The organism is Limnohabitans sp., assembly GCF_040401495.1.
In the GTDB taxonomy this organism is placed as follows: domain Bacteria; phylum Pseudomonadota; class Gammaproteobacteria; order Burkholderiales; family Burkholderiaceae_C; genus Limnohabitans.
Genome location: NZ_JBBAOI010000014.1, coordinates 1 through 25828 on the forward strand (window position 1 = coordinate 1; position 25828 = coordinate 25828).

Consider the following 25828-nt stretch of genomic DNA (forward strand, 5'->3'; position numbering starts at 1 on the left):
AATCGTGCCAACGTTCACGTGCGGTTTGGTCCGCTCAAACTTGCCTTTTGCCATTCTTCGACTCCGAAAAAAAACTCACAACAAAAAACCTAAACTCTGGTGCCCTTGGCGGGAATCGGACCCGCGACCTCTCCCTTACCAAGGGAGTGCTCTACCACTGAGCCACAAGGGCAAAACCTCATCACCACCACCAAAAACACAATGGAGCGGGAAACGGGAATCGAACCCGTGTCATTAGCTTGGAAGGCTAAGGTTCTACCATTGAACTACTCCCGCATCAAACCAGACATCTGGTAGACACTAAAGGCCGTGTTTTCGCTGGTGGAGGAGACTGGATTCGAACCAGTGTAGGCGTAAGCCAACAGATTTACAGTCTGCCCCCTTTAGCCACTCGGGCACCCCTCCAGCGAGCCAAAGACTATAGCATATTTCGCCCCTGAAAAAGCTGGACAGCCCTAGAAAATTACCAATTCCTTCAAGCAGTTGCGGTTTTTAGCTGTCTAGGCGCCAGTCCATGGACAGTCCTTTGGCCTGCAACCACTGCTGTGCCTTTGAGAAATGCCCGCATCCGATAAATGGCTGCGGGCCGCGCAAGGCCGACAAGGGCGAGGGGTGGTTGGCTTGCAGTACCAAGCAAGTTGTGGGCTTGTGGCTTGAGGTCTGGGCAATCAACACAGCCCTTGACTGGGCGTGTACACCCCACAGCATAAATACACAGGCCTTGGTAGATTGAGTAATGGCAATAATAATTTCGTCAGTGAGCGCCTCCCAACCTTGTTTGGCATGGCTGGCGGGCAAACCATCCTCAACAGTCAAACAGGTATTGAGCAACAACACCCCCTTTGCAGCCCAAGGACTCAGACTGACCTCAAATGGCGGGGCTTGACCAAGGTCTCTCTGCAACTCCTTGAAAATATTGCGCAACGATGGTGGCACAGGAACCCCAGGGGGTACAGAGAAAGCCAAGCCCTCAGCCTGCCCCGAGCCGTGATACGGGTCTTGACCCAAGATCACCACCTTGACCTCAGACAAAGCGCTTAAGCACAAGGACCTAAGAGGCTCAGGGGGGTAAATCAACGCACCCGCTTGCAAGCGTTGCTGCAAAAAAAACAACAAGGCTTGACCTTGCTGGCTGCGCCAAAACCTGTCAACCAAGTCTTGCCAAGAAGGGTGCACCGGCCAAGCCAGCGGGTCCAGCGTTTGCAAGCTGGCGGAATTAGTCACCGAACAGAGTGGCCAAAGCCTCGCCTGGCTCGGGTGCACGCATGAATGCCTCGCCGACCAAAAACGCATGTATACCTGCCGCACGCAAGCGAGAAACATCCTCGCGGGTGGCGATACCGCTCTCTGTGACCAGCAATTTATTGGCAGGGAAATCGGCCATGAGCGTCAATGTGGTGTCCAAAGACACCTCGAAAGTGCGAAGGTTGCGGTTGTTCACGCCCACCAGCGCGGTTTTGAGCTTCAAGGCACGGTCAAGCTCGACGCGGTCGTGCACCTCGACCAAGACCGCCATGTCCAAGCTGCGGGCAGCGGCTTCGAAATCGGTCATTTGCGCGTCGTCCAAACAAGCGGCGATCAGCAACACGCAGTCCGCGCCCATGGCGCGTGACTCAAAGATTTGGTAAATATCGACCATGAAATCTTTACGCAGCACCGGCAAATCACAAGAGGCACGGGCCTGCTTGAGGTAATCGTTGCTGCCTTGGAAATACTGTTGGTCGGTGAGGACTGACAAACACGCAGCGTTGACGTTGCCGTCGCCCATGGCGTAGCTTTGGGCAATATCTGCTGGGATGAAGTCTTCGCGCAACAAGCCTTTAGAGGGGCTGGCTTTTTTCACTTCGGCAATGACAGCCGCTTGGCCAGCCGCAATTTTGCGGCGCAAAGCGCCTTCAAAGTCTCTGGTCAGCACACGGCTTTGTGCATCGGCACGCACTGCTTCCAAAGACACGGCACGTTTTCTAAGCGCGATTTCTTCATGCTTGGTTTGGACGATTTTGTTCAGTATGTCGCTCACGGACAGGGCCTTTATGTGTGTGTCACGCCTTGGCGTGTTGGGCGGTGAATTCGTTCAATTGTGCCAACTTGGCTTTGGCCAAACCTTGCGCCAAGGCTTGCTGCGCCAATGCAATGCCTGAAGCCATGGTGGGTGCGACATTGGCAGCGTATAGCGCCACGCCTGCATTCAAAGCGACTATGTCACGCGGCGCACCGGCTTGGTTATCCAATACGGATAAAACCATGTCACGTGACTGCTCAGGCGTTTCCACCCGCAAAGCACGGTGACTGGCCATGGCGAGGCCAAAGTCTTCAGGGTGAATTTCATACTCGGAAATTTCGCCGTTTTTCAACTCGCCCACCAAGGTGGCGGCACCCAAGCTGACCTCGTCCATGCCGTCTCGCCCATAGACCACCAAGGCGTGCTCAGCACCCAAGCGTTGCAATGCGCGAACTTGGATACCGACCAAGTCGGGGTGGAACACGCCCATCAAAATGTTCGGTGCAGAAGCTGGGTTGGTCAGTGGCCCCAAGATATTAAAAATGGTTCTAACACCCAACTCTTTTCGCACCGGCGCCACGTTTTTCATGGCGGGGTGGTGATTGGGCGCAAACATAAAGCCAATGCCGACCTCGGCAATGCTTTGGGCAATGGCGCTTGGAGGCAGGTTGATGTGCACCCCTAGGCTTTCCAGCACATCGGCACTGCCGCTTTTGCTGCTGACGCTGCGCCCGCCGTGCTTGCTGACCCTGGCCCCTGCAGCAGCGGCGACAAACATGGCGCAAGTGGAGATATTGAAGGTGTTGGCGCCGTCGCCCCCCGTGCCGACAATGTCTACCAAGTGGGTGCGGTCTGTGACTTCAACCTTGGTGGAGAACTCCCGCATCACTTGCGCAGCGGCAGTGATTTCTCCAATGGTTTCCTTCTTGACACGCAAGCCGGTCAGGATGGCAGCCGTCATAAGGGGCGTGATCTCGCCATTCATGACCATGCGCATGAGGTGCAGCATTTCGTCGTGAAAAATTTCACGGTGCTCGATGGTGCGCTGCAAAGCTTCGCTGGGTGTAATGCTGGTCATGGCTGCTGCATTTTCAAGAAGTTGTTCAACAAAGCGTGGCCGTGCTCGGTGAGTATGGACTCGGGGTGGAATTGAACGCCTTCAATAGACAAACTACGGTGGCGCACGCCCATGATCTCGCCATCGTCGGTCCAGGCGGTGACCTCCAATTCAGCGGGGCAACTGCTGCGCTCAATCGACAGCGAGTGGTAGCGGTTGACGGTGAAGTCTTTGGGCAGATGAGCAAACACGCCTTGCTGGGTAGTGTGGATGACACTGGTCTTGCCATGCATGAGTTGCTGGGCGCGGATGATGCGCCCGCCAAAAGCTGCGCCTATGCTTTGATGCCCCAAACATACGCCCAAAATAGGCAATTTACCCGCAAAGTGCTCAATAGCGGCCACCGAAATGCCTGCTTCAGCTGGCGAGCAAGGGCCGGGCGACACCACCAAATGGCTGGGTTTCAAACCTTCAATGTCAGCCAACGTGATTTCATCGTTGCGGTACACCATCACCTCGGCGCCAAGTTCACCAAAGTACTGCACGAGGTTGTAGGTGAAGCTGTCGTAGTTATCGATCATAAGGAGCTTCATTCCAAGCCCTCCTCGACCAATTCGCTGGCTCGCAGCAAGGCCCGCGCTTTGTGCTCGGTTTCGAGCCATTCCATCTCGGGCACCGAGTCGGCGACCACGCCAGCCGCCGCTTGCACATAAAGCGTGTCATCTTTAACGATGCCGGTACGGATGGCAATGGCTACATCCATGTCACCCGCGAAACTCAGGTAGCCACAAGCGCCGCCGTAAATGCCACGCTTGACTGGCTCCAACTGGTCGATGAGCTCCATGGCGTGTACCTTGGGTGCGCCGGTCAGGGTGCCTGCGGGAAAGGTGGCTCGCAGCACGTCCATGCTGCTCATGCCGTCCTTCAACATGCCCTCGACATTGCTGACGATGTGCATCACATGGCTGTAACGTTCGACCGCAAACGCCTCTGTGACTTTCACCGTACCGGTTTTGGCAATACGCCCTATGTCGTTGCGGGCCAAGTCAATCAACATCACATGTTCGGCACGTTCTTTGGGGTCGTTGATCAACTCTTGCTCGGTCACCAAATCTGCCTCGGGGGTGGCGGCCCGCGGACGGGTGCCCGCCAGTGGGCGAATGGTGACCTTGTTGCCCTCTGGCGTGGTTTCTTGGCGGACCAAAATTTCAGGCGAGGCCCCCACCACATGGAAGTCGCCCATGTTGTAGTAATACATATAGGGGCTGGGGTTCAAAGAGCGCAATGCACGGTAAAGCGACAAGGGGCTTTGGGTGAAGCGCTTTTGGATACGCTGGCCCACTTGCACCTGCATGAAGTCGCCCGCTTCAATCAAACCTTTGGCCCGCTCAACCGCACTCAAATAATCGCCTTTAGCGAATTGCCGCTCGGGTACGTATGCCTGTGAAGGTTTGAGTTCAGGCGCTTGCACCGAGTGCTTGAGCATGTCTTTGAGTTGCCGCAAACGTTGCTGCCCGTGTTCATACGCATGGTCTTGGCCGGGGTCCACATACACCAGCAAGGTCAACTTGCCAGAAAGGTTGTCAATGACTGCCAACTCTTCGGTTTGCAATAGCAAGATATCGGGGCAACCCAAGGTGTCTGGCGGACAACTGTGCGCCAACTTCTTTTCAATATGGCGCACCGTGTCATAACCAAAATAGCCGGCCAAGCCGCCACAAAAACGCGGCATCCTAGGTCGCAACGCCACCTTGAAGCGCTGCTGGTAGCTGGCAATGAAGTCCAAGGGGTTGCCATGGTCAGTTTCCACCACCACGCCGTCGGTCACCACCTCGGTGTGTGCGTTCGCGCTAAAACCATTGGCACGCAGCAGGGTGCGAGCAGGCAAGCCAATGAAACTGTAGCGGCCAAAGCGCTCGCCGCCCACCACCGATTCGAGCAAGAAGCTGTGTTTGCCCCCATCTTGGTGAAAAGCCAGCTTCAGATAAAGCGAAAGAGGGGTTTCGAGGTCGGCAAAGGCTTGGAGCATCAAGGGAATGCGGTTAAAGCCTTGGTTTTTCAGTTCTTTGAATTCGGTTTCTGTCATGACGCCAGAGCCTCCACAGCTCGGCCCTTTAAGGGCTTTCAAAATTTGAAAAGGGGCACCCAAAAAGGGCCCAAGAGAAGGAGGCAGTAAAGGGTTTAAGCCAACGCCAACACTGCCGAGCAGGGCTGGCGACGCCAAGGCCAAGCTCCTCGGTCATTGCAACCTGTGAGGGTGTTGAGATGGATAAACATGTCTGAAAGTGTATCAAATGCGCCCAAAGGCGCTTAAAACCGCAGTTCGGTAAAGCTGTCGATGAAGCCGTCGCAGTCCACACCGCGAATGGGCTCGCCATGGTTGTAGCCATAGGTAACCAACACCACCGGACAAGCTGCCGCCCGCGCGGCTTGGGCGTCGTTTTGCGAGTCGCCTAGCATCAAGGTGTGTGATGGCGCGGTACCCAAAGCTTTGCAGGTTTCCAGCAATGGCATGGGATCTGGCTTTTTACGTGGGAAAGCGTCGCCACCATAGACATGGCCAAAAAACCCATCCAGGCCTTTCCTCGCCAACAAATCTTTGGCAAAAGCTGTGGGTTTGTTGGTCAAGCAGGCCATAGGCAACCCTTTGGCTTGGAACGCCTGCAAGCCTTGCAGCACTCCCGCGTAGACCTCGGCGTGCTGGCCGTTGACACGGCCATAGTGGTGTTGGTAGCGCAAAAAAGCAGGCTCGTACATCGTTTCCACCGTGGTGTTATCGCACACTAAGCCGCTGGCTTGTACCTCGGGCAGCATCAGTTGGTGGCGCAACACCGTGCGAACCAAATGCTCGGAGCCTTTGCCCACAGCGATATTGACCACGCTTTTGTCAACCTTGGGCAAGTCGATGTCGGCCAAAGCCAAATTGAGCGCGGCCTCGAAGTCGGCCATGGTGTCGACCATGGTGCCATCCAGGTCGATCATCAGGGCTTGCAAAGTAGGGATATTCATAGGTAATAACAGTTGGTGAAGTCAGCGCACCCAGCGCACGTAGAGCGGAAGCTTTTTGATGAAGTTGGCAATCAAACCAGATTCGGTGTTGACCACCACTGAACCATCGGGACTGCCCATGTCGGTCGCGGTCCAGACCCAGCCCATGGGGCCAGAGCCAAACCAGCTGTTGTTCAAAGCGGGTTTGCTGCAGCTTTTCTCAATCAAGCCTTCCAACTCGGCTTGGGTGGGCAAACGCCAAGGCTTTGCGCCGGCAACGGTTTTGCTGGCGGTGGGCCAGTCTTGCGGCGTCACATTGCCCGAGCAGGCATTGCCATCCCAATTTAGGCCATGCATACAGCGTTGCCAAACCAAACCCGTTTGCGTGTCTTTGACTTGCGCGCCATTGCTGCCGTCCACCGCTTGGTAGCGGTCATCGGGGCGGGTCAAGGGTGAATCGGCGTAGCACGCCGCTTGGGCGAGGTTGGTGACAAGCGCCAAAGAAGTGGCAAGCGCCATGCAATTGAATCGAAGAGACATGAGAACTTTCAAGAAAAAAATTAAGCCAAGGCCACGCGCATCTGGTCGATGACGCCCTTGTAATCGGGTTTGCCAAAGATGGCGCTGCCCGCGACAAAAGTGTCTGCGCCAGCGTTGGCCACTTGGCGGATGTTGTCGGGCTTGATGCCGCCATCGACTTCCAAGCGGATGTCACGGCCACTGGCTTGAATGCGTTTACGGGCGTGCTCTACCTTGCGCAATGCCGAGTCAATGAAGCTTTGGCCACCAAAACCTGGGTTGACGCTCATGATGAGTATGAGGTCGATGTCGTCGATCAGCCAATCGAGCACATCCATTGGCTCCGCGGGGTTGAACACCACACCCGCTTGGCAACCTGCCGCCTTGATGGCTTGCACGCTGCGGTGGGCATGAGCGGAGGCGTCGGGATGGAAACTGATGAGGTCGGCACCGGCTTGGGCAAACAGCGCGGCCAAAGCGTCGACAGGTTGCACCATGAGGTGCACATCGATAGGCACGGCCACACCGGCAGCGGTTTTGGCGTGGGGCTTTAAGGCCTGACAGACCATGGGGCCGAAAGTGAGGTTGGGGACATAGTGGTTGTCCATCACATCAAAGTGAATCCAGTCTGCGCCAGCAGCGATGACGTTTTTCACCTCGTCGCCCAAACGGGCAAAGTCAGCGGACAAGATGGAGGGGGCGATGCGGTAAGTGGTGTTCATGGGCGCAATTATGGTGTCAGAATGCAAGTTCAGCTGATTTTCTGTCAAACCTATTTCTTATGCCAGCCTACCAACTCCGCGTCGAAGTGACACCGCACTACCTACCCGAGCAATCAGCGCCCGAAAATGGTCTGTATGCCTTCGCCTATTCCGTGCTAATTCGCAACACCGGCGACATTGGAGCGCAAGTCATTTCCCGCACCTGGCACATTAATGATGCTGAGGGCTTGCATGAAAAGGTCAAAGGCTTGGGCGTGGTGGGCTACCAACCCTTGCTTCAACCTGGCGAGGTGTTTGAGTACACCAGTGGCACCCGTCTTCGCACTCCCACCGGCACCATGCACGGCAGTTATTTTTGCGTGGCCGAGGATGGCGAAAAGTTTGATGTCGACATCCCCATGTTTGTGTTGGATGCCTTGAGCGACAGCGGCAAGCGCCAAATGCACTAGCCACATGGGCGAGTTTGACCTGATTGCCCGCTATTTCACCCGCCCTGCTCGCCGTGCGGTGCTGGGCGTCGGTGACGACTGCGCCTTGCTGCAACCTCAAGCAGGTATGCAACTGGCGGTGTCGTCTGACATGTTGGTAGAGGGCAGGCATTTTTTGTCCACCACCCCCGCTGCCGGTGTGGGGCATAAAGCTTTGGCAGTGAACTTGAGCGACTTGGCTGCTTGTGGTGCTAAGCCCTTGGCTTTCACCTTGGCATTGGCTTTGCCCTTCATTGACGACAACTGGTTAGCCGGTTTTTCCAAAGGTTTGTGGGATTTGGCAGATGCGCACGGCTGCGAACTGATAGGCGGCGACACCACCCAAGGACCTTTGAATATTTGTATCACCGTGTTTGGCGAGGTGCCGCCTGGCGACGCCTTGCTGCGCCAGCATGCCCAAGTGGGCGACGACATTTACATCAGCGGCACGGTGGGCGACGCTCGCTTGGCGCTCGAGGTCTTTAAAGGCACTTTGTCTCTTGAGACAGCCCATTTTGAATTAGCGCGGCTTCGCATGGACAGGCCTACGCCCCGCGTCGACCTCGGCCTTGCCCTGCGCGGTGTGGCCAATGCGGCTATCGACATTAGCGACGGTTTGTTGGGTGATCTGGGTCACATCTTGCAGCGCTCCAAAGTCGGTGCGGTGATAGAAACCGCTTGGGTGCAAGACAGCGTCGCCATCAGTGATGCGATGCAGTCGGTGGCGTTTAACAAGCGCTTGGATTTTGCCTTGGCCGGTGGCGACGAGTACGAGCTGCTGTTCACCGCAGCCCCCGATCAAGCTGATGCGGTGTTGGAAGCAGCAGAGCTGTCAGGTGTGAGCATCACCTGTATTGGTCGTATCACCCCTGTGGCTGGGGTGCAGGTGCTGGACCTGCAAGGCCTTCCCATGTCGCGCCGCTTTGCCAGCTTTGACCATTTCGCCCATTAAGATGGCTTTCATGTCTTACGCCGCCAGTTCTCAAGCCGCTCGTTTCATGCTCTCGCACCCTGCGCATTGGCTGGCTATGGGTTTTGGCTCTGGTTTAAGTCCGTGGGCGCCGGGCACGGTGGGCACCTTGTGGGCGTGGGCGTCTTTTTTGTTGATGTCTTATTTGTTGGATACAACCCAGATAGCTTGGGTATTGACGGCCAGCTTGCCTGTGGGTTGGTGGGTCAGCACCATCACCGCCGACCACATGCAAGTCAACGATCCCAGCGCCATTGTGTGGGATGAAATTGCCGCATTTTGGTGGGTGCTTTTCATTTGGATGCCTGCTGGTTTTGGTGGACAGTTGGCGGCTTTTGTGTTGTTTCGATTGTTCGATGCGCTCAAGCCTGGCCCTGTGGGTTGGGCTGATCGTGCGTTTCATGGTCAGGGTTGGCGCGGCGGTTTTGGCATCATGTTCGATGACATCGTGGCGGGGTTTTGCACCTTGTTGTGTTTGGCCTTATGGCAGGTGACCAGGTGAGCACCTCAAGCCTTGTCACCACCTTGGCTGGTGCCTTGCTGCAACGCGGTTGGATGATGGCCACGGCCGAGAGTTGCACAGGCGGCATGATTGCTGCAGCTTGCACCGACCTTGCCGGTTCCAGCCAGTGGTTTGAACGCGGCTTTGTCAGCTATAGCAACGAGGCCAAGCATGACATGTTGGGTGTGCCCAAAGCGCTGATTGAACAGCACGGCGCGGTCAGCGAAGCCGTGGCTCAGTCCATGGTGTTGGGCGCATTGAAGCATTCACAAGCGCAAGTGGCACTGGCTGTTACCGGTATTGCAGGCCCCAGTGGGGGAAGCGCTAGCAAACCCGTGGGCACCGTATGTTTTGCATGGGGACTGCCCACCGACGGCGGTCCCACTTTGGGCGCTGAAACTGTTTGGGTGAAAGTGCAAACCTGTCACTTTGGCGGCGACCGTGCTGCGGTTCGGTTGGCGACCCAAGCCCATGCGTTGGCGCAATTGCTGCAACTGCTGCAACAGCGCAAAACCTGAGACTCAATCCTCAATCAGCACACGCTTGGTTTTTGAAGCCGCACCGCTTTTGATGCTGACCTTGGACTTGGCGCAGCCAAACTGCTTGGCCACCAAGCCAATCAATTCTTCGTTGGCTTTGCCGTCCACCGGCAGCGACTTGATGTGAGCCAGCCAACTGCCGTCTGCTTCTTGGGTGAGCGCACTTGATCTCGACTGAGGTTTGACTTTGATTTGTACCACCCGACTCATACCTGAGAGCTTAAGGCTTTAACTTTGAGAAGCAGTAATAGCCAAGGCGTCCATGGCTCTTGCCAAATCGAAATCTAAATGGGTGAGCCCTCCCGCATCATGGGTGGTCAAGCGCACATTGACGCGGTTGTACACATTGCTCCACTCGGGATGGTGGTTCATGCGCTCGGCCACCTCGGCCACGGCGTTCATGAACGCCATGGCTTGCGCAAAATCTTTGAACACCCACTGCGTTTGAATGCTGGTTTCGTCCATGCACCATTTTGTGCGGGCATGGGTTTGCAATGCCTTGAATGCAGTTTCTTTACAGAAAGATAAAGTCATACTGCCAATGTTACTTAAGCAATTTCTGCCGCACGGCGACCCCCAACCTCTCCAAACGATTGGTTAACCTGAGCACCTGCTTGTCTTTGCTCAACAGCAAGGCTTGATGGGCGACAGCCAAATCGATGAATTTTTGGTCGTCTTCGTCTTTGCACACATAGGGCGCTTTGGGTGCAATGGCTTGGATAGTCGCCAAGCGGTCAAAGTGCGCCAATATCTCTTGTGCGGTCAAGCCGTTTCGGTTGCGGCGCTCAACGATGTGCGGGTAGTCCAACACCCGCAGCAGTTCTTCGCGCATGGGTGGCGTAGCCAGCCATTGCAACTCGCCCGCTTGCAACGCTTGCAACAAGCAAGGGGTGGCTGGGTCTTGGTACACCCAAATATCGAGCACGATATTGGTGTCAATCACCACCTGCGTTGACGCCAAGCCCTCACTCATCCAAGGGGAGGCGGCTGGTCGACAGCCGCAGCAGGTTTACGCGCCGAACCGGCCATCAAGTCAAAGCGGAACATGCGGCACTCGATGGGGCCGTTCCACATGGGGACACGGCGCGACTCTTTCAGCCGCATACGGCCAGGCAACTTGAGGTCTGGGGTCAGCACCCAAGCGCGCCAGCCCGCATAATTTTTCTTCCAGTGGCTGGCGAGTTGGCTGAAAAATTCTCCACCGTCTTCCACCTGCCCCACCTCTCGTCCACTGCGAGCCATGCTGGCCGCACCCGCCACACCAGCGGCTTCTATGCGCTCGCCATAGGGCGGGTTCACCAACATCACGCCAGGCGCATCAATGGGCGGCATGCGCTGCAAAGCGTCGCCGCCGCGCAAGTTCACCGCCTTGGCGACACCTGCCCGCTCAGCGTTGCGTTGTGCAAAGTCGACCATGCGAAATGCCAAGTCGCTGCCGTAAACCGCAGCACGCGGATCGCACTGTTGGCCTCGCGCTTCTTCTTGCAACTGCCGCCACACATGGGCGTCGAACATGCGTAACTTCTCAAACCCAAATCGCCGCTGCAAACCCGCCGCCATGCGGCAAGCAATTTGTGCGGCTTCAATGACGATGGTGCCACTGCCGCAACACGGGTCGTACAACGGCCAGCCTTGCTCGACCCCCGCCACCGAGGGCACAGTTGGCGCGGTCTCGCCAGGCGCTGTGAGGATGGGCATGCTCCAACCGCTGGCGGCCAACATGGCAGCAGCCAAGGTTTCTTTCAAAGGGGCGTCGCCCTTGTCTTCACGCCAGCCGCGTTTGAACAAAGGCTCGCCGCTGGTGTCCAAATAAAGAGTGAGCATTTTGTCAGTCAGGTGGGCATGCACACGCACATCGGGACGTTGGGTGTCCACATCGGGACGTACACCTGCTTTGTCACGAAAGCGGTCGGCGATGGCGTCTTTCACCCGCAAGGTGGCGAAATTCAAACTCTTTAAGGGACTGTGCTGCGCGGTAATTTCCACCCGAAAACTTTGTTTAGGCGTGAACCACATTTCCCAAGCCACGGCGCTGGCGGCGTTGTAAATATCGTCCTCGCTGGCATAAGGCTGGTGGGCGAGTTGAATCAGCACCCGCATGCCTAAGCGGCTGTGCAAATTCAGTTGCAGCGCGGCTCGCCATGAGGCTTGCAGCTGAACACCGCCGCGCAGTGTTTGCATGTCATGCGCTGGCAGACCCGTGATTTGTGCGACCTCATAGGCCAAAAAACTTTCCACCCCAGCGGCGCAGGGGACAAACAATTGCAAGGCGTTCACAGGGTCTTACGCAGGTTGGTAGGCGCTATGCGCAGGGCTTCACGGTACTTGGCCACGGTACGTCTGGCGCAGTCAATGCCTTGCTCTTTGAGCATGTCAGAGAGCTGGTTGTCCGACAAAGGTTTTTTCGGGTTTTCGCTGGCGATCAGCTGTTTGATAAGCGCTCGCACCGCGGTGCTGGAGGCATTGTTGCCGCTGTCGGTGCCAAGCCCTGAGCCGAAAAAATATTTCAACTCAAAAGTGCCATAAGGTGTGTGCATGTACTTGGCGGTGGTCACGCGACTGATGGTGGACTCGTGCAGACCCAGTTCTTCGGCAATCTCGCGCAAGACCATGGGCTTCATGGCCAGCTCGCCATGAATGAAAAAACTCTTTTGCCGCTGCGTGATGGCGTTGCTCACCCGCAAAATCGTGTCAAAGCGCTGCTGTATGTTTTTGATCATCCAGCGTGCTTCTTGCAAACGCTGCTGCAAGCCCGCATGGCCATCGCCCTTGCCGCCTTTTAAGGCGTTGGCATAAATGTCGTTCACCTTCAGGCGCGGCATCACCTCGGGGTTGAGCATGGCGCGAAACTGTGGCAGCCCTTGTTTGTCCACTCCGTGCGGCAAGATCAGCACATCGGGGATGATGACATTGCGTTCCACATCAATGAAACGCCTGCCCGGTTTGGGCTCAAGCCGCGCAATCAAGGTCATGGCCAATTTCACTTGCGCTTCGCTGTCATTCACCGCTACAGCCAAACGCTTGAAGTCCCGTTTGGCCAACAGTTCCAGCGGTTGCTTGCAAATCGCCAGCGCACAAGCACGTAACTGCGCTTGCTCCTCGGTGTCTGCTGGAATGGCTTGCAGTTGCAAGCGCAAACATTCGCCCAAATCACGGGCACCTACGCCTGTGGGCTCCAAGCTTTGCAACAGACTCAAGGCCACTTGAAAGCGGTGCACCAACTCTTCGCATTGCTCCAAGTCGTCGCCCGCCAAGCTCTCGGCCAAGCTTTGAAAACTGTCCTCCAAATACCCCTCGTCATTCAATGACTCGATGAGAAAACGCAAAGCCGCGCGGTCGGTGTCGTCAAGCCTGAGCGACAAGGCTTGGCGGTGCAAAAACGCAGGGAGTGATTCTTGGTTACGAGCCAACTCGGTGGCTTGCGCTTTTTCATCGTCATCGTTGCTGCTGTTGTTGCGCGCTGGTGCGTCGCCGCCCCACTCGCTGTCGTCAGGTGAAAACTCCACGCTGCCATCGCCGTCCCAGCTCTCGGCCACCCCTTCGGCGTCGATGGGGGAGGTGGTTTCGCTGGCAGTTTCTACCCGCACTTCGCTCACACGGTCCATGGGGCCGTCCCAGCTCTCAGGCTCTGCCTCCGAACTGGCTGCTTGGGTGTTTTCTTGCTCTAGACCAAAGTCTTCGCGCGGCGCCAAGTCTTCCATCTCTTTTTCAAGAAAAGGGTTGTCGTCGAGCATTTGGTCGATCTCTTGGCTTAGCTCCAAGGTGGAGAGTTGCAACAAGCGGATGGACTGCTGCAGCTGTGGCGTGAGGGCCAGATGCTGCGAAACGCGAAGTGACAGGCCTTGCTTCATAAGCTTTGCCCTGCCCTCACATGCGGAAGTTTTCGCCCAGGTACACCCGCCGTACCTCTGGGTTGTTGACGATATCCTCTGGCGTTCCTTCGGCCAGCACACGGCCTTCACTGATGATGCTGGCATGGTCACAAATGCCCAATGTTTCGCGCACATTGTGGTCGGTGATGAGTACCCCAATGCCCTTGGCTTTCAAAAAACCAATGATGCGCTGGATCTCCAGCACTGCGATGGGATCAATACCTGCAAAGGGCTCATCCAACAAAATAAAGCGCGGTTGCGTTGCCAAGGCCCTGGCAATTTCCACACGCCGGCGCTCGCCACCCGACAAAGAAGGTGCGGGTGAATCGCGCAAATGCTCGATGCGCAACTCTTGCAACAAGCCATTTAAACGGGTTTGAATGGTGTTTTTGTCCAAGGGCTTGCCAAGGCTATCGACTTGCAACTCCAACACCGCCCGAACGTTGTCGGCCACATTGAGTTTGCGAAAAATAGAGGCCTCTTGGGGCAAATAGCTCAAGCCCATGCGGGCGCGACGGTGAATCGGCAAATCCTCAACCGACTCGCCATCAATGGTGATGGTTCCCGCGTCTGCACGCAACAAGCCAACGATCATGTAGAAGGACGTTGTTTTGCCCGCGCCATTGGGGCCAAGCAACCCGACCACTTCACCCTTGGCCACAGAAATAGACACATCGTGCACCACGGTGCGGCTGATATAGGACTTTTGCAGATGCTGCGCCACCAACCGGCTGATGGGGGCAGGCGTGGAATTCACTTGCCTGCCTCGTCTTTTTTGCGCGGGGTCAGCACCGCGCGTACCCGTCCAGAGGATTCGGTGCCAGGCTTGGCGCCCGCGTTCTTGCCATCCACCGTGAATTGGTCGGTCAAGTTTTCATAAACGATGCGCTGTCCTGTGATGTCGTCGTTCAATACGGTGCCACGGAAGCGGCGAATCTGCGCACGGTTGATAAGGGTGACTCGGTCAGCGCGGCTGTCGTACTCGATACGTTCACCCTCGCCCTCCATCCATTCGTCCAAGCCCTCACGCTTTTGGCGGTAAAACGCTTTTTTTCCAGGCTCGGCGATCAACAAGCCATATTGGTAGCCCTCGGGGTCTTGCAACACCTCTAGACGCGCACCCCGCAAAACCAAGGTGCCTTTGGTGGCGACAACTTTTCCAGTGAAGATGCTGAGTTGCTTGAGTTCATCGTGGTCCAGGTTATCTGCCTCGATGTTCATGGGCTTGCCACGGTCGGCTTTTTCCCCCCATGCAACCATAGGCGCCTGCAAAGCCGCAGCAAGACAACATAAAAAAAGAAAATTTTTCAAGGCACGAAAATTGCTGATGGACAGATGGCTTGCATTGTAGGGGCAGAATTGCCCTGTTCAGCGGCCTTTGCGTACCTCGCCAAGCAAGAAATCAACAATTTGCAAAGCCCGCTCCATGCTGCCAGCCAAAGAGCCATCCACATAAAACCGCCCCGCCACCCCAAGCGCGGGCACGCCTTCGACTTTGAACTGCTCTTGCAACTGCGCGGCGCGACGGGCTTTGCCGATCACGGTAAAGGAGTTGTACAAATCGGTGAACTGCTTTTTGGGAATACCGTTTTTCTCGGCCCACACCAACAAAGGCTCCAAGGTGGTAAGGGTTTGGCGTTCGGTATGGATGGCCGCAAACATCTTGGCTTGCAACTCTTCGACTTTGCCCAAGGCTTCGAGCACATAGTAAGCACGCTGCTGGGGTTCGAATTCGGTGCGAAACCGCACCGGTACACGTTTGAGTTCTATGTCCTTGGGCAGTTTTTTACTCCAAGCACTGAGCGTGGGCTCAAAAGCATTGCAATGCGGGCAGTTGTACCAAAAGAACTCCAGCACCTCGATACGGCCTTTGGCCGCTTCGGTGGGTACAGCTTGGCTGAGCTTGAAGTAATCGGCACCCTCCTTGAAGCCCGACTGTGCAATGGCTGGGGCAAAAGACATGGAAGAAAGTGAGCCCAAAGTCAGGGCTGAAAAAGTGCGGCGTTGCATGGTGGGCCTCTTGAAAAAAAGATCAGCGTTGAACCCGCATAAGAGCGGATTCAAATTTGGTGGCTTTGAGTTTGCTTTGGGCGTCTTCGGCCTCGGTTTTGGTCTCGAAAGGTCCTAAACGCACCCGATAGACGATTTTGCCGTTTTGTTCGCGCTCGGATATTTTGGGGTCAAAGCCCCCCAAAGCCAACTTGGCTCGCTGTGTTTGCGCTTCCTCGCTGCCGTTGAAGGCGCCGACCTGCACGAAATAATAAAAAGCGTCCACACCTTGGGCTTTGCTTTGCGCCAAATCGCCTAATGGGTCAGCAGAACTCGGCTCTGCTGTTGGCGGGACAGGTGGGGGAGGTGCGGCAGGATTGAGCACCGGCTTGTCCGCGGCGGGCGCATTGGCAGCGGGACTTTTGCCATACAAAGGAGCGTTGGGATCCCAGTCTTTGTTCTTTTTTTGCTCTGCCGCGTCTTGTTCGGCGTTGCGGCTCAAGCCTTTGTTCAAAAAAGGAATGGGCACCTTGGTGACGTAAATCGCCACCACCAAGGCCACCGTCAAACCCACCACCAAGCCCAAGATAAAACCCAGTACGGTGTTGCCACGTTGTCGAGAAAAAGAAACCATGCTTGACCTTTACATCCGGGTGGGCGCCGATACGCCCAAAACCGCCAATCCATTGTGCAAAACCTGCGCTACGGCTGCGACCAAAGCCACACGCGCTTGGCGCACCAAGGGCTCATCGACCAAGATGCGCTCGGCATCGTAATAGCTGTGGTAAGCCGAGGCCAACTCGCGCAGGTAAAAACTGACGTCATGCGGGGCAAAATCGGTACAGGCTTGTTGCAACATATTCGGATAACGCGCCAGCACCCGCAAAAGTGACAGTGCCGCGGTTGAGTCCAAGGCAGCCAAATCGACGTCAACCAAATGCATGGGTGTCAACCCGCTGGATTCAGTCCAAGTTGCTAGCACTGAACAAATCCGCGCATGGGCGTATTGCACATAAAACACCGGGTTGTCGTTGTTTTGCGCCAGCGCCAAATCCACATCAAAAACATACTCCGTGTCAGGCTTGCGGCTGAGCAAAAAGAAGCGGACCGCATCCTTGCTGGTCCACTCGATCAGGTCGCGCAGGGTCACATAACTGCCCGCTCGCTTGGAAATCTTCACCTCTTCACCACCACGCATGACCCGCACCATGGTGTGCAGCACATAGTCGGGGTAGCCTTGGGGAATAGCCAAACCCTGCTGCTGTGAGGCGGCCTGCAAGCCCGCACGCACACGAGCGATGGTGCCATGGTGGTCGGTACCTTGGATGTTGATGACCTTGGTGAAACCACGCTCCCATTTGGCCAAGTGGTAAGCCACATCGGGTACAAAGTAGGTGTAGCTGCCATCGGACTTGCGCATCACGCGGTCTTTATCGTCGCCAAAATCGGTGGAGCGCAACCACAGCGCACCGTCTTGCTCGTAGGTGTGTCCCGAGGCGTTCAACGAGGCCACAGCTTGCTCGACCCGCCCATCGGTGTACAGGCTGGACTCTAAATAGTAATGGTCAAACTTCACCTGAAAGGCTTGCAAATCCAAGTCTTGTTCACGGCGCAAATAGGCCACGGCGAAGTCGCGGATATTGTCCAAATCATTCACATCGCCATTGGCAGTGAAATGCCGGTCGTCAGCGGTGACGGTTTTTTGGGCCAAGAAATCACGGGCGATGTCAGCGATGTAGTCGCCGTTGTAAGCGGTTTCGGGCCACGCAGCGTCGCCAGGCGACAAGCCCTTGGCGCGGCACTGGGTGGACACCGCCAAGGTGTGAATTTGCACACCGGCGTCGTTGTAATAGAACTCACGATGCACCGACCAACCTTGGGTATCGAACAGATTGCAAATGGCGTCGCCCAAAGCAGCCTGACGACCATGGCCCACATGCAAAGGACCCGTGGGGTTGGCTGAGACAAACTCCACCAACAAAGCTTTGCCATGCGCTGCTTGCCGACCAAAGCCCGCCGCTTGACGCAAGACTTCACGCACCACTTGATGCTGTGCGTCAGGCGTTAAGCGGATATTGATAAAACCTGGGCCGGCAATCTCTATGGCTTGCACCCAGCGCTTGGCGGCATCGGAGTCCAGCAAAGACAGGCGCAAGGCCTGGGCAACTTCTCGGGGATTGCGCTTTAAGGGCTTGGCCAACTGCATGGCGGCAGTCACTGCCCAGTCGCCATGGGCGGCGACTTTGGGGTGCTCCAGCACTGCCTTGGCAGACGCACCAGGCATGAGGGCTTCCAAAGACTGGGCCAAAGCCAGTTGCAAATCATGTTGAACCAAAAGCATTCGGCCATTCTACGAGGCGGGCTTGCGGCAAAGTTGGTCTGCGCTCGTTCTCTACAATGGCGACACGGCCTTTCGAGGCTTTTTGTTTTTAATGCTCCTACTTTATTGACCCCACATGACCGCTCGCACCTCTGTTTACCGACTCCAAGTAGCCACTGCGCTTTACCAATTTATCGACCAACAGGTTTTGTCCGGCACTGGTGTGACCAGTGTGACCTTCTGGCGTGGCTTTGATGCCATCGTGGCCGACTTGGCCCCGAAAAACCTGGCCCTGTTGGCCGAGCGTGACCGCCTTCAAGCAGCCCTAGACCAATGGCACATCGCCCACCCCGGCCCCGTGACGGACATGGTGGCCTACCAAGCTTTTTTGACACAGATCGGCTACTTGGTACCTGTACCTGCCAAATTCAAAGCCACCACCGCCAACGTCGATGCTGAGTTGGCCCAACAAGCCGGCCCCCAGTTGGTGGTGCCCATTCTGAACGCCCGCTACGCCTTGAACGCCGCCAATGCGCGTTGGGGCTCGCTGTACGACGCTTTGTACGGCACCGACGTCATTTCTGAAGCCGACGGCTGCGCCAAAGGCCCGGGTTACAACGAAAAGCGCGGCGCCAAAGTGATTGAGTACGCCCGCTACGTGCTGGACCGCACCGCGCCTTTGAAGTCGGGCTCGCACATCGACTCCATCGGCTACGCCGTGGTCAAAGGCGCTTTGGTGGTCACCCTCAAAGGCGGCAAAACCTCAGCCTTGGCCGACCCCAAGCAATTCGTCGGCTACCAAGGGGACGCAGCGCATCCCTCCTCGGTTTTGCTGGTCCACAACGGCTTGCATTTGGACATCCAAATCAACGCCCAGCACCCCATTGGCCAAACCGACCCCGCTGGCGTGTACGACTTGGTGGTCGAAGCCGCTTTGTCCACCATTTTGGATTTGGAAGACTCGGTGGCTGCGGTGGACGCCGAGGACAAACTCTTGGCCTACAGCAACTGGCTGGGCATTTTGAAAGGCACGCTGACCGAAGACGTGAGCAAGGGCGGCACCACCTTCAAGCGCGGCTTGAATGCCGACCGTGTCTACCAATCGCCCAAGGGCAACACCGAGGTCAAGCTGCATGGCCGCTCGCTGTTGTTCTTGCGCAATGTGGGCCACTTGATGACCAACCCGGCCATCCTCTACACCGGTGCCAACGGCCAAACGCATGAAATCCCCGAGGGCATCATGGACGCCATGGTCACCACCGCCATCGCCATGCACGACTTACAAGGCCACGGCGCCAACGGCATGCGCAACTCGCGCACCGGCTCGGTCTATATCGTCAAACCCAAAATGCACGGCCCTGCCGAGGTGGCGTTTGCCTCCGAGTTGTTTGGTCGTGTCGAGCAGGTTTTGGGCTTGCCCGACAGCACGGTGAAGCTGGGCATCATGGACGAAGAGCGCCGCACAAGCGTCAACTTGAAAGCCTGTATCGCCGCTGCATCCAGCCGCGTGGCCTTCATCAACACCGGCTTTTTGGACCGCACCGGCGACGAGATGCACACCGCCATGCTGGCCGGCCCCATGCTGCGCAAGGGCGACATGAAGAGCAGCGCATGGATTGCCGCTTACGAGCGCAACAACGTGTTGGTGGGTCTGTCTTGCGGCTTGCGTGGCAAGGCGCAAATTGGCAAAGGCATGTGGGCCATGCCCGACCTGATGAAGGCCATGATGGAACAAAAAATCGGCCACCCCAAGGCCGGTGCCAACACCGCTTGGGTGCCCAGCCCGACAGGCGCAACGCTGCACGCCATGCACTACCACCAGGTGTTGGTGAGCGATGTGCAAAAAGAGCTGGAAAAGATCGACGCCGACAAGCAACGCGACAGTTTGCTCAAAGACCTGTTGACCGTTCCCGTGGTGGCCAAAGCCGACTGGAACGCCGCTGACAAGCAGCAAGAACTCGACAACAACGTGCAAGGCATTTTGGGCTATGTGGTGCGCTGGGTCGACCAAGGTGTGGGCTGCTCCAAAGTGCCCGATATCCACAACGTCGGCCTGATGGAAGACCGCGCCACGCTGCGCATCTCCAGCCAACACATTGCCAACTGGTTACACCATGGCGTGGTCAGCGAGGCCGAGGTGCGCGCCACCTTTGAGCGCATGGCCGCGGTGGTGGACAAGCAAAACGCCCACGACCCGCTGTACCAAAACATGGCGGGCCACTTTGACACCTCCAAGGCTTACCAAGCGGCTTGCGATTTGGTGTTCAAGGGCAAGGCACAGCCCAGCGGTTACACCGAACCGCTGCTGCACGCTTGGCGTTTGCGGGTAAAGGCTTCAGCTACCTAGAGCTTGCGCAGCAACTGCGGTATGGATTGTTTGTAGCGATTCACACGTCCCCACCAGTGCGAAAACGAGGGGCTGTGCTCGGTTTGGCGGGGCCACAACCTTAAGGGGGCATGGCGAACCCAGTTAACGTCTGGCCAATCGGGCAAACACGCATGGTCCCACACGTGGACACTTTTGGCGCTGGCAAGCATGGCCATCAAGCGCTCGTCTGACTCGAACCAACAATGCGAAGCCACATCGTTCATGCCTTTGCCCACAAACCGCCAGCGTGCTTCGCTCCAAGGGTGCTGCTCGGTCCAGCCTTGCCAGCAAGCGGCGATACGAATCACATCTGAGGGCAAATCATCTGGAATTTTGTCGGTGATAGCCCACGAGTGAATCCACCAAACATCGCGCCCTATCAGTTTTTCGCCAGCCAAGCCACTGGAGACCAATCCAGCGACGGCGGGCGGTTGAACATGCAGCATGGGTTCTTCCACCGGTGCAAATTTTGACAGTGACTGGGTAAAGGTAGCGCGGCTGTGGGCAATCATGTCAATAATGTCCATCGGCTTATCAATCACGGTTTGCGGGCTGTGCCATAACTCTGGGGCGTAAAAGGCGACGTTGTCGGCATTAAATAAATATGGCTTATGGCTGCCAGTGCCAGCCACCCATTGCCAGCTAAGGTGGTTGCTTGCGATGTCGCCATCGATCAAATGGCTGTACATCCACTCAGCGCCCACGCGCCAGTGCACCTTGCGCATGTGCACCAAATAGCTTGCCAACCACAGCCTTGCATGGTTGTGCAAATAGCCGCTGAAATACAACTGCCGCACAGCTTGATCAACCACGGGAACTCCCGTGGCGCCTCGACGCACATCATCAGGCAAGGCCTGCACATAGGCATCATCGGGCAACACGCCTTCTTGCAGGTTGTGCAAGATTTCGTTACCCAATGCGTCTTGTACATGCTGAAAATATTCACGCCACGCCAACTCGAACATGAATTTATGCTGCACCCCTATGCGATGCGCTTTGTACACGTGCTGTGCAACTTGGGGCACATTCAATAAGCCATGGGTCAGATAAGGCGATAACAACGTCACCGCCCCGTTGAGGTGGTTGCGGGTTTGGGCGTATTCAAAGGGACGAATTGACGCCAAGCGCGAATGCGCAGCATGAGCATAAGGCTCGAATAACTGCTGATCCAAAAACAACTTCATGGGGTCGATGCAACCGCAGAAACTATGGGGTGTTTCAGCGCTTGCGCCAATGCATCCATGAACATTGCCGCCACATCAAACCCCGTTTGATCGGTGATTTCACGAAAGCAGGTAGGGCTGGTGACGTTGACCTCGGTGAGGCAGTCGCCAATGATGTCCAAACCCACCAGTAGCAAACCCCGCGCCGCCAAGGTGGGTCCGATGGCTTGGGCGATTTCGCTGTCGCGTGGGCTCAAAGCTTGGGCAACACCTTTGCCGCCTGCGGCCAAGTTGCCGCGCACCTCATTACCTTGGGGAATGCGGGCCAAGGCGTAAGGCACGGGCTTGCCTCCAATGACCAACACCCGCTTGTCGCCTTGGGCAATATCGGGCACAAATTTTTGCACCATCACACTGGTGGAGCCCTCGCGGTTAAGCGTTTCGATGATGCTGCCCAAATTCAAACCGTCTGCTCGCACCCGAAAAATGCCCATGCCCCCCATGCCATCCAAGGGCTTCAAAATGATGTCGTGGTGCTGGGCATGAAAAGCACGAATCGCCTGAGCGTCTCGCGTGACCAAGGTGGGCGTGGTCCATTGGGCAAACTCCATGAGGGCAAGCTTTTCTGGATGCTCGCGCAAGGCGCTGGGTTGGTTAAAAACCCTCGCACCTTCGCGCTCGGCTTGGCTGAGCATGTGGGTGGCGTAGAAGTATTCGCTGTCAAACGGTGGGTCTTTGCGCATGAGCACCGCGTCCATGTCGCACAAAGCTTTGGCGCTCGTTTCTTCGACGTGGTACCAACTGGGCGCATGGTCTTTCAGGTGCAGGCGTTGCATCACAGCGCTGACGCGTTCACCACGCTGCCACTGCAGATCGAGGGTGCCGCATACCCACACCGTATAACCCCGCGCTTGGGCCTGGCGCATCATGGCCAAGCTGCTGTCCTTATCGAGCTTGAAGCCCTGCAAAGGATCGGTGATAAACAAAAAGTTCATATACCCAAGGTTACCAGCACCTACGGGAAAGTTCTGCCCGGCCCAAGATTAAATTTCGATCTTGCTACCCATTTCCACCACCGAGTTGCTGGGCAGGTTTAAAAAGTCAGCCGCCGCACTGGCATTGAGGTACATCTGGGCAAAGAGTTTTTCCCGCCACTGCGACATGCCCCCGCCCACGGTGGGCACAATGCTGTCGCGAGATAGGAAAAAGCTGGTGCTCATGGGGTCGATATTGCCCACCTGACCTTTGAGCAAAGACAAAGCGCCTGGCACATCGGGGTCGTCTTTGAAGCCATAGTGAATTTTCACCTGCCAACACTGGTGGCCCATATCGGTGAGTTCTATGCGCTTGTGGTTGGAGATCCAAGGCACCTCATGGCTGCGCACCGACACAAACAGGTTTTGCACGTGCAGCACCTTGTTGTGTTTCAAGTTGTGCAGCAAGGCGTTGGGTACGATGCCGTCTTCTGAGGTCAAAAATACCGCTGTGCCTTCCACTCGGGTGGGAGGTGCGATGAACAAAGCGTCCAAAAAGGAGGACAAGTCCATGGCTTCGGCACGGGTCTTGTGGTGCAACAAGGCGCGGCCATCACGCCACGTGAGCATCAAAACCAAAATCATGCCGCCGATGAACAAGGGGAACCAGCCTCCGTCGGCCAGTTTGAGCAGATTGGAGCCCCAAAACGCCAAGTCCACCACAAAGAACACCGAGGTGGCGCTGATGCACAGCCACATCGGGTACTTCCATGCGTAGCGAATGACAAAGAATGTCAAGATGGTGGTGATCAACATATCGGTACACACCGCAATGCCGTAGGCCGCAGCCAAGTTGCTGGAGGACTTGAACATCACCACGGCCAACACAATAAACACAAACAAGCCCCAGTTCACAAAGGGCATGTAAATCTGGCCAGTGTCTTTTTCGCTGGTATGCTGAATTTGTAAGCGCGGCAAAAAGCCCAGTTGAATGACTTGTTTGGTAACACTGAATGCGCCGGTAATAAGCGCTTGCGAGGCGATCACAGTGGCCGCGGTGGCCAAGATGACCAGTGGTATCAGTGCCCAGTCGGGGGCCATATTAAAGAAAGGGTTTTTCACTGCCTCAGGTTCGGTCAGCAACAAAGCGCCTTGGCCGAAATAGTTCAAGGTCAGGCATGGCATGACGATGCCAAACCAAGCCAAGCGAATCGGTTTTTTACCAAAATGCCCCATGTCGGCATACAAAGCTTCGCCGCCGGTCACACACAGCACCACCGCGCCCAAAATCAAAAACGTGGTGCCAGGTTGCTCCCATATGAACTTCAAGGCGTAGTAAGGGCTGATGGCCCACAAGATGCTGGGATTGCTGGCGATGTGATACACCCCAAGGCAAGCAATGGCGGCAAACCAGACCAAGGTAATAGGGCCAAAAAATTGACCAATGCCGCCTGTTCCTCGCTTTTGCACGGCAAACAAACACAGCAAAATAACCAAGGTCAGCGGTATGACATAGCGTTTAAAGTTGGGCGACACCACCTCCAAGCCCTCAACCGCTGACAAGACAGAGATCGCTGGTGTGATGACGCCGTCGCCATAAAACAAGCAGGTGCCAAAAATACCCACCACCAGCAAAATGCCTCGAAGCCGTGGCTTGTCGCGTACCGAGGAAGACGCCAGCGCTAGCATGGCCACCAACCCACCCTCACCGTTGTTGTCGGCGCGCAGCACCAACATGACATATTTAAGTGAAACAATAAACGTCAGGGTCCAGAAGAAAATGGACAAAATGCCCATCACATTGTCAGGCGTGAATTCAACATGGCCTGAGCCAAAGACCTCTTTGATGGAGTAAAGGACACTGGTGCCAATGTCCCCATAAACGACCCCAATAGCGCCCAGTGTCAAACTGGCAAGAGAAGATTTATTTGAATCCGCGTCGGAACTGCTCATCAGCCTATGAAGCGGCTAATCACCTCTTCACCCATTAATAAGATGCGCGGAGTTTACCTATTTTGTGGTGCAGCATAGGCATTCTTTGTTATTCGTACACCTCGGCATTGGGGTCGGTTTGCTCCATTTCGTAGCTTGCCGCCAACATGGCCAAGCGGGCAATCACGCCATACATGTAAAAGCGGTTGGGCAAACTCGCGCCTGGCTTCATGCCGGGCTGAGGCGTATGGGCGCTTTGCTCAAACGCCAAGGGCACAAAGCTCGATCCTGGGGCGTTCAAGTTTTCGTCCACGCCGCGCTCTGCATGAACGCGGTAAAAGCCGCCCACCACATAGCGGTCCATCATGTAGACCACAGGTTCGGCCACCGCATCGTTGATGCGTTCGTTGGTCAGCACCCCCTCTTGGATGATGACTTGGTTGACCTCTTGACCATCTTTAACCACGCTCATTTTGTTGCGGGTTTTGCGGTTCAAGGCCTCTAGATCGGCCACACTGCGCACCGTCATGATTCCCATGCCATAGGTGCCGTTGTCGGCTTTGACAATGACAAAAGGCTTTTCATGTATGCCAAATTCTTTGTATTTGCGGCGGATTTTGGTCAGCAACATGTCCACATTGGTGGTCAGGCACTCCATGCCCGCGCCTTCGGCAAAGTTGACCTCACCGCATTGGGTGAACATCGGGTTGATCAGCCAAGGGTCAATGCCGAGCAACTTGCCAAAACGCTTAGAGACCTCTTCATAGTTGGCGAAATGCTGGCTTTTGCGCCTGACACACCAACCGGCGTGCAGTGGCGGCAGCAGGTATTGCTCGTGCAGGTCTTCCAAGATGCCGGGGATGCCTGCGCTCAAGTCGTTGTTGAGCAAGATAGTGCAAGGGTCGAAGTCTTTCAGCCCGAGGCGGGTTTTGCTACGGATCACAGGCTCGAGCTTGACCGACTCGCCGTTGGGCAGCTCAATAACAGTGTCTTGTTTGATCTCCGGGTTGATCGAGCCAATGCGCACATTCAGCCCCGCCATGTTGAAGATGCGCGCCAGCTGGGCCACATTGCTCAGATAGAAAGTGTTGCGGGTGTGGTTCTCAGGGATGAGCAGCAGGTTACGCGCCTCGGGGCAAATTTTTTCAATAGCGGCCATCGCCGCTTGTACCGCCAAGGGCAGCATCTCGGGCGTGAGGTTGTTCCAGCCGCCTGGGTAGAGGTTGGTGTCCACGGGGGCGAGCTTGAAACCCGCATTGCGGATGTCCACCGAGCTGTAAAAAGGTGGGGTGTGCTCCATCCACTCCATGCGGAACCAGCGCTCGATGGCAGGCATGGAGTCGAGGATGCGCTGCTCGAGCTCGTTGATGGGGCCGGTGAGCGCAGTGATGAGGTGAGGAACCATGGGGTCGCTTATTTAGTTTGAGGTGTGTAAGTGGGGGTG

General features: G+C 56.2%; 27 protein-coding genes and 3 tRNA genes. 5 read left to right on the plus strand and 25 right to left on the minus strand.

The genetic code is table 11. From position 1 onward, the window contains the following. Positions 1–97: 97 nt before the first annotated feature. From AC9UEO_RS09370 to rpe, 11 genes are all read right to left on the minus strand, one after another. Positions 98–172, minus strand: a tRNA-Thr gene (locus tag AC9UEO_RS09370). Between the two features lie 30 nt (positions 173–202). Beyond that, positions 203–276, minus strand: a tRNA-Gly gene (locus AC9UEO_RS09375). A gap of 43 nt (positions 277–319) precedes the next feature. Then, positions 320–405, minus strand: a tRNA-Tyr gene (locus tag AC9UEO_RS09380). Positions 406–492: 87 nt separating this feature from the next. Next, positions 493–1224, minus strand: coding sequence for a uracil-DNA glycosylase (locus tag AC9UEO_RS09385; protein ID WP_509532443.1), 732 nt, complete (start codon positions 1222–1224; stop codon positions 493–495). Then, positions 1217–2020 carry an indole-3-glycerol phosphate synthase TrpC gene (gene trpC, locus AC9UEO_RS09390; RefSeq protein ID WP_509532444.1) on the minus strand — a complete coding sequence of 268 codons (804 nt, stop codon included), beginning with the start codon at positions 2018–2020 and terminating at the stop codon, positions 1217–1219. Before trpC ends, AC9UEO_RS09385 begins: the two co-directional genes overlap by 8 nt. Positions 2021–2042: 22 nt before the next feature. Further along, the gene (trpD, locus tag AC9UEO_RS09395) at positions 2043–3080 is read right to left on the minus strand and encodes an anthranilate phosphoribosyltransferase (RefSeq protein WP_509532446.1); all 1038 of its coding nucleotides are present in this window, start codon (positions 3078–3080) and stop codon (positions 2043–2045) included. Then, on the minus strand, positions 3077–3652 hold the full coding sequence (locus tag AC9UEO_RS09400; protein ID WP_509532448.1) for an anthranilate synthase component II: 576 nt from the start codon (positions 3650–3652) through the stop codon (positions 3077–3079). Before AC9UEO_RS09400 ends, trpD begins: the two co-directional genes overlap by 4 nt. Further along, complete coding sequence (gene trpE, locus AC9UEO_RS09405) at positions 3649–5145, minus strand: anthranilate synthase component I (protein WP_509532450.1); 1497 nt, start codon at positions 5143–5145, stop codon at positions 3649–3651. Before trpE ends, AC9UEO_RS09400 begins: the two co-directional genes overlap by 4 nt. 224 nt (positions 5146–5369) lie before the next feature. After that, entirely contained in the window at positions 5370–6068 is a 699-nt protein-coding gene (gene gph, locus AC9UEO_RS09410; protein ID WP_509532452.1) for a phosphoglycolate phosphatase, read from the minus strand. Positions 6069–6089: 21 nt separating this feature from the next. Continuing rightward, positions 6090–6587 carry an Lcl C-terminal domain-containing protein gene (locus AC9UEO_RS09415; protein ID WP_509532454.1) on the minus strand — a complete coding sequence of 166 codons (498 nt, stop codon included), beginning with the start codon at positions 6585–6587 and terminating at the stop codon, positions 6090–6092. A gap of 20 nt (positions 6588–6607) precedes the next feature. Then, positions 6608–7288: a ribulose-phosphate 3-epimerase gene (gene rpe, locus AC9UEO_RS09420; protein ID WP_509532456.1), complete on the minus strand. Its 681-nt coding sequence runs from the start codon at positions 7286–7288 to the stop codon at positions 6608–6610. Positions 7289–7347: 59 nt separating this feature from the next. On the opposite strand from rpe, the gene apaG reads away from it, so the two are divergent. Genes apaG through AC9UEO_RS09440 form a run of 4 tightly spaced genes read left to right on the plus strand, consistent with a single transcriptional unit; the run spans position 7348 to position 9745 of the window. Next, on the plus strand, positions 7348–7737 hold the full coding sequence (apaG, locus tag AC9UEO_RS09425; RefSeq protein ID WP_509532457.1) for a Co2+/Mg2+ efflux facilitator ApaG/CorD: 390 nt from the start codon (positions 7348–7350) through the stop codon (positions 7735–7737). A gap of 4 nt (positions 7738–7741) precedes the next feature. Further along, on the plus strand, positions 7742–8707 hold the full coding sequence (thiL, locus tag AC9UEO_RS09430) for a thiamine-phosphate kinase (protein ID WP_509532459.1): 966 nt from the start codon (positions 7742–7744) through the stop codon (positions 8705–8707). 10 nt (positions 8708–8717) lie between these two features. Further along, positions 8718–9227 (plus strand): phosphatidylglycerophosphatase A family protein, encoded by a 510-nt coding sequence (locus tag AC9UEO_RS09435; RefSeq protein WP_509532461.1) that lies wholly within the window; start codon positions 8718–8720, stop codon positions 9225–9227. Further along, a complete protein-coding gene (locus AC9UEO_RS09440; RefSeq protein ID WP_509532462.1) occupies positions 9209–9745 on the plus strand; it encodes a CinA family protein in 537 nt (178 codons plus the stop codon). The genes AC9UEO_RS09435 and AC9UEO_RS09440 overlap by 19 nt, the downstream gene beginning before the upstream one ends. Before the next feature lie 3 nt (positions 9746–9748). Here AC9UEO_RS09440 and AC9UEO_RS09445 read toward each other — a convergent pair whose 3' ends face one another. From AC9UEO_RS09445 to argS, 10 genes are all read right to left on the minus strand, one after another. Then, the gene (locus AC9UEO_RS09445) at positions 9749–9976 is read right to left on the minus strand and encodes a DUF167 domain-containing protein (protein ID WP_509532464.1); all 228 of its coding nucleotides are present in this window, start codon (positions 9974–9976) and stop codon (positions 9749–9751) included. A gap of 18 nt (positions 9977–9994) precedes the next feature. Beyond that, on the minus strand, positions 9995–10300 hold the full coding sequence (locus AC9UEO_RS09450) for a 4a-hydroxytetrahydrobiopterin dehydratase (protein ID WP_509532466.1): 306 nt from the start codon (positions 10298–10300) through the stop codon (positions 9995–9997). Between the two features lie 10 nt (positions 10301–10310). Beyond that, positions 10311–10727 (minus strand): putative toxin-antitoxin system toxin component, PIN family, encoded by a 417-nt coding sequence (locus AC9UEO_RS09455; protein WP_509532468.1) that lies wholly within the window; start codon positions 10725–10727, stop codon positions 10311–10313. An 8-nt stretch (positions 10728–10735) separates the two neighbouring features. Beyond that, entirely contained in the window at positions 10736–12043 is a 1308-nt protein-coding gene (locus tag AC9UEO_RS09460) for a THUMP domain-containing class I SAM-dependent RNA methyltransferase (RefSeq protein ID WP_509532469.1), read from the minus strand. After that, positions 12040–13617, minus strand: a complete 1578-nt coding sequence (gene rpoN / locus AC9UEO_RS09465; protein ID WP_509532470.1) for an RNA polymerase factor sigma-54 — start codon at positions 13615–13617, stop codon at positions 12040–12042. Before rpoN ends, AC9UEO_RS09460 begins: the two co-directional genes overlap by 4 nt. Before the next feature lie 16 nt (positions 13618–13633). Next, positions 13634–14395 carry an LPS export ABC transporter ATP-binding protein gene (gene lptB, locus AC9UEO_RS09470; RefSeq protein WP_509532472.1) on the minus strand — a complete coding sequence of 254 codons (762 nt, stop codon included), beginning with the start codon at positions 14393–14395 and terminating at the stop codon, positions 13634–13636. After that, positions 14392–14898 carry a lipopolysaccharide transport periplasmic protein LptA gene (gene lptA / locus AC9UEO_RS09475; protein ID WP_509532474.1) on the minus strand — a complete coding sequence of 169 codons (507 nt, stop codon included), beginning with the start codon at positions 14896–14898 and terminating at the stop codon, positions 14392–14394. The genes lptB and lptA overlap by 4 nt, the downstream gene beginning before the upstream one ends. 108 nt (positions 14899–15006) lie before the next feature. Beyond that, positions 15007–15648, minus strand: a complete 642-nt coding sequence (locus AC9UEO_RS09480; protein ID WP_509532475.1) for a thiol:disulfide interchange protein DsbA/DsbL — start codon at positions 15646–15648, stop codon at positions 15007–15009. Between the two features lie 22 nt (positions 15649–15670). Next, positions 15671–16261 (minus strand): SPOR domain-containing protein, encoded by a 591-nt coding sequence (locus tag AC9UEO_RS09485; protein ID WP_509532477.1) that lies wholly within the window; start codon positions 16259–16261, stop codon positions 15671–15673. A gap of 9 nt (positions 16262–16270) precedes the next feature. Further along, positions 16271–17968: an arginine--tRNA ligase gene (argS, locus tag AC9UEO_RS09490; RefSeq protein ID WP_509532479.1), complete on the minus strand. Its 1698-nt coding sequence runs from the start codon at positions 17966–17968 to the stop codon at positions 16271–16273. A gap of 115 nt (positions 17969–18083) precedes the next feature. Between argS and AC9UEO_RS09495 the strand changes: the two genes are divergently transcribed. Then, positions 18084–20294 carry a malate synthase G gene (locus AC9UEO_RS09495; protein ID WP_509532481.1) on the plus strand — a complete coding sequence of 737 codons (2211 nt, stop codon included), beginning with the start codon at positions 18084–18086 and terminating at the stop codon, positions 20292–20294. Here AC9UEO_RS09495 and AC9UEO_RS09500 read toward each other — a convergent pair. From AC9UEO_RS09500 to gshA, 4 genes are all read right to left on the minus strand, one after another. Further along, positions 20291–21499: an FAD-binding domain-containing protein gene (locus AC9UEO_RS09500; protein ID WP_509532483.1), complete on the minus strand. Its 1209-nt coding sequence runs from the start codon at positions 21497–21499 to the stop codon at positions 20291–20293. The genes AC9UEO_RS09495 and AC9UEO_RS09500 overlap by 4 nt on opposite strands. Next, positions 21496–22473: a glutathione synthase gene (gshB, locus tag AC9UEO_RS09505; RefSeq protein ID WP_509532485.1), complete on the minus strand. Its 978-nt coding sequence runs from the start codon at positions 22471–22473 to the stop codon at positions 21496–21498. Before gshB ends, AC9UEO_RS09500 begins: the two co-directional genes overlap by 4 nt. A gap of 48 nt (positions 22474–22521) precedes the next feature. Further along, the gene (locus AC9UEO_RS09510) at positions 22522–24405 is read right to left on the minus strand and encodes a potassium transporter Kup (RefSeq protein WP_509532486.1); all 1884 of its coding nucleotides are present in this window, start codon (positions 24403–24405) and stop codon (positions 22522–22524) included. An 88-nt stretch (positions 24406–24493) separates the two neighbouring features. Next, positions 24494–25789 carry a glutamate--cysteine ligase gene (gene gshA, locus AC9UEO_RS09515; protein WP_509532488.1) on the minus strand — a complete coding sequence of 432 codons (1296 nt, stop codon included), beginning with the start codon at positions 25787–25789 and terminating at the stop codon, positions 24494–24496. Positions 25790–25828 lie beyond the last annotated feature (39 nt).

What these genes read in the sequence shown, in the direction of transcription:
- trpD (WP_509532446.1), bottom strand. Translation starts at nt 3,080, where the DNA reads ATGACCAGCATTACACCCAGCGAAGCTTTGCAGCGCACCATCGAGCAC.
- AC9UEO_RS09400 (WP_509532448.1), bottom strand. Translation starts at nt 3,652, where the DNA reads ATGAAGCTCCTTATGATCGATAACTACGACAGCTTCACCTACAACCTC.
- trpE (WP_509532450.1), bottom strand. Translation starts at nt 5,145, where the DNA reads ATGACAGAAACCGAATTCAAAGAACTGAAAAACCAAGGCTTTAACCGC.
- gph (WP_509532452.1), bottom strand. Translation starts at nt 6,068, where the DNA reads ATGAATATCCCTACTTTGCAAGCCCTGATGATCGACCTGGATGGCACC.
- AC9UEO_RS09415 (WP_509532454.1), bottom strand. Translation starts at nt 6,587, where the DNA reads ATGTCTCTTCGATTCAATTGCATGGCGCTTGCCACTTCTTTGGCGCTT.
- rpe (WP_509532456.1), bottom strand. Translation starts at nt 7,288, where the DNA reads ATGAACACCACTTACCGCATCGCCCCCTCCATCTTGTCCGCTGACTTT.
- apaG (WP_509532457.1), top strand. Translation starts at nt 7,348, where the DNA reads ATGCCAGCCTACCAACTCCGCGTCGAAGTGACACCGCACTACCTACCC.
- thiL (WP_509532459.1), top strand. Translation starts at nt 7,742, where the DNA reads ATGGGCGAGTTTGACCTGATTGCCCGCTATTTCACCCGCCCTGCTCGC.
- AC9UEO_RS09435 (WP_509532461.1), top strand. Translation starts at nt 8,718, where the DNA reads ATGTCTTACGCCGCCAGTTCTCAAGCCGCTCGTTTCATGCTCTCGCAC.
- AC9UEO_RS09440 (WP_509532462.1), top strand. Translation starts at nt 9,209, where the DNA reads ATGGCAGGTGACCAGGTGAGCACCTCAAGCCTTGTCACCACCTTGGCT.
- AC9UEO_RS09445 (WP_509532464.1), bottom strand. Translation starts at nt 9,976, where the DNA reads ATGAGTCGGGTGGTACAAATCAAAGTCAAACCTCAGTCGAGATCAAGT.
- AC9UEO_RS09450 (WP_509532466.1), bottom strand. Translation starts at nt 10,300, where the DNA reads ATGACTTTATCTTTCTGTAAAGAAACTGCATTCAAGGCATTGCAAACC.
- rpoN (WP_509532470.1), bottom strand. Translation starts at nt 13,617, where the DNA reads ATGAAGCAAGGCCTGTCACTTCGCGTTTCGCAGCATCTGGCCCTCACG.
- lptA (WP_509532474.1), bottom strand. Translation starts at nt 14,898, where the DNA reads ATGGTTGCATGGGGGGAAAAAGCCGACCGTGGCAAGCCCATGAACATC.
- AC9UEO_RS09480 (WP_509532475.1), bottom strand. Translation starts at nt 15,648, where the DNA reads ATGCAACGCCGCACTTTTTCAGCCCTGACTTTGGGCTCACTTTCTTCC.
- AC9UEO_RS09485 (WP_509532477.1), bottom strand. Translation starts at nt 16,261, where the DNA reads ATGGTTTCTTTTTCTCGACAACGTGGCAACACCGTACTGGGTTTTATC.
- argS (WP_509532479.1), bottom strand. Translation starts at nt 17,968, where the DNA reads ATGCTTTTGGTTCAACATGATTTGCAACTGGCTTTGGCCCAGTCTTTG.
- AC9UEO_RS09495 (WP_509532481.1), top strand. Translation starts at nt 18,084, where the DNA reads ATGACCGCTCGCACCTCTGTTTACCGACTCCAAGTAGCCACTGCGCTT.
- AC9UEO_RS09500 (WP_509532483.1), bottom strand. Translation starts at nt 21,499, where the DNA reads ATGAAGTTGTTTTTGGATCAGCAGTTATTCGAGCCTTATGCTCATGCT.
- gshB (WP_509532485.1), bottom strand. Translation starts at nt 22,473, where the DNA reads ATGAACTTTTTGTTTATCACCGATCCTTTGCAGGGCTTCAAGCTCGAT.
- AC9UEO_RS09510 (WP_509532486.1), bottom strand. Translation starts at nt 24,405, where the DNA reads ATGAGCAGTTCCGACGCGGATTCAAATAAATCTTCTCTTGCCAGTTTG.
- gshA (WP_509532488.1), bottom strand. Translation starts at nt 25,789, where the DNA reads ATGGTTCCTCACCTCATCACTGCGCTCACCGGCCCCATCAACGAGCTC.